At 67.0% G+C, this 1653-nt stretch carries 2 protein-coding genes; one reads left to right on the top strand and one right to left on the bottom strand.

Features of this window, described 5'->3' with window-relative positions; genetic code table 11:
• Positions 1–166: 166 nt before the first annotated feature.
• Positions 167–595 (top strand): hypothetical protein, encoded by a 429-nt coding sequence (locus ACWENR_RS30730; protein ID WP_452280433.1) that lies wholly within the window; start codon positions 167–169, stop codon positions 593–595.
• 34 nt (positions 596–629) lie between these two features.
• On the opposite strand, the gene ACWENR_RS30725 is transcribed toward ACWENR_RS30730, so the two are convergent.
• Positions 630–1522, bottom strand: a protein-coding gene (locus ACWENR_RS30725) for an IS5 family transposase (RefSeq protein WP_452280432.1) whose coding sequence is annotated in 2 segments (ribosomal slippage) — positions 630–700 and positions 700–1522 — 894 coding nt in all. Because the reading frame shifts where the segments join, the coding sequence is not laid out codon by codon here.
• Between the last annotated feature and the right edge of the window lie 131 nt (positions 1523–1653).

Genomic DNA, 1653 nt, shown 5'->3' with positions numbered 1-1653 from the left:
AAAGACGGTCCTCGTGATCGAGGTGTGCTCGGTGTGATGACGCTCAGGTCGGCGGTGTATCGCGCAAGATTCGGTATCGTGTGGTGCCAGCCTGGTCGGATGCTGTCTACTGCACGCCGTGGGTGGAACGGCATTGAGCGTGCTGAGTCCGTGTACTGCTGAGTGCGTGGAACCAGTCCTGCTGGAGGAGATGGCGGCTGAGGGCCTCGTCCGGTACGAGCCCGACCCTGATTACTGGCTGTCCGCCGAGGGCCTGCCCTACGGATACGACTGTCAGGCACCGGATTTCGAGGTCGGCGTCGATGAGCTCGAGCTGATCGCGCAGGCGGCCGGTGGAGTCATGCGCTGTGACATCGTGCTGCACATCTTCGTCAGCGATCTCGCTGGCCGACCTGCCCTGGCCCGCATCGCCGAACGAGTGGCACGGCGGACCGCCGGCTGGGTGTTCGTCGAGTTCCACACTTCGCCCTCGGCAGACCTGCTCGAGTACCTGGCGAGTGCGGGTCGCTGCGTTCGCGTCGACGATGCCGTCTACCTCGACGCGGCAGCGATGACTGCCTGGATCGCCCACCCTGACTTTCACGTCGTCAAATGAGCCGTTATGCACCACCGGGGCACCGCATGTCGTTTCAGAGCCACTCGTTGATCGCGGCGACGTTGAAGGTGGCCTGGTAGCGGACGGCGAGCTTGTCGTACCTGTGGCCAGGCCGCGGTTTCGTTTGAGCCGGTTGATGCCGCACTCGACGGCGTGGCGCTGCTTGTAGATCTCGGGGTCGAAGGTCGGTGGCCGTCCGCCCTTCGACCCCTTCTTGCGCCGGTTGGCGGCCTGGTCGACCTTGATCGGGATCGCTGCCTTGATCCCGCGCTTTCGCAGGTGCTCCCGGTTGGCGGCCGAGCTGTACGCCTTGTCGGCCAACACCCGGTCTGGGCGGATCCGCGGACGCCCGCCTCCCGAGCGTGGCACCCGGACACGGGCCAGGACCTTTGTGAACTGCGGGCTGTCGCCGCGCTGCCCACCAGTCACCACCACGGCGAGGGGCTTCTGGCCCTGTTCGCAGCCCAGGTGCAGCTTGGTCGTCCAGCCGCCCCGGGAACGGCCCAGGGCGTGGTCGGCGGGTTCGTCCTCGACGCCGCCCGGCGGTTCCTTCTGCTCCTGCGGCCTCGTGCGGGCGCCGGCGGCGTGCTGATGGGCGCGGGTGATCGTGGAGTCGACACTGACGTCCCAGTCGATCAGCCCGGCCGCGTCGGCGTGGGCCTGCAGGCCGGTCAGGATCTGCTGCCAGACCCCGGTGCGCTGCCAGCGGCGGAACAGTCCGTAGATGGTCTGCCAGGGTCCGTACATGTCGGGCACGTCCCGCCACGGGCAGCCGACCCGCACCCTCCAGCGGATCCCGTCGAAGAGCTGGCGTTTGTCCCACTTCGGCGGACGGCCTGGCTTCTTACCTTTGGGCAGCAGCGGCTGCAGCGCCGTCCACTGCACGTCGGTCAGATCGTGCCGCCTCGCCGCCGGTATGGTGGCCACGAGGTCTCCGGTTTTCGTTCTTCTTGGTCGTTGAACGGTCTACCGGAGACCTCGCTGTTTATCTATGAACGACACACGCTTCTGCAGGCCGGGCTGGCCACAGCCGCTGGGCAACAACGCAACGGCACTTC

It is taken from the genome of Micromonospora sp. NPDC004336 (assembly GCF_053602615.1).
Note: the sequence above shows the minus strand (reverse complement) of the source record. Positions and strands in the feature narration are given on the sequence as shown.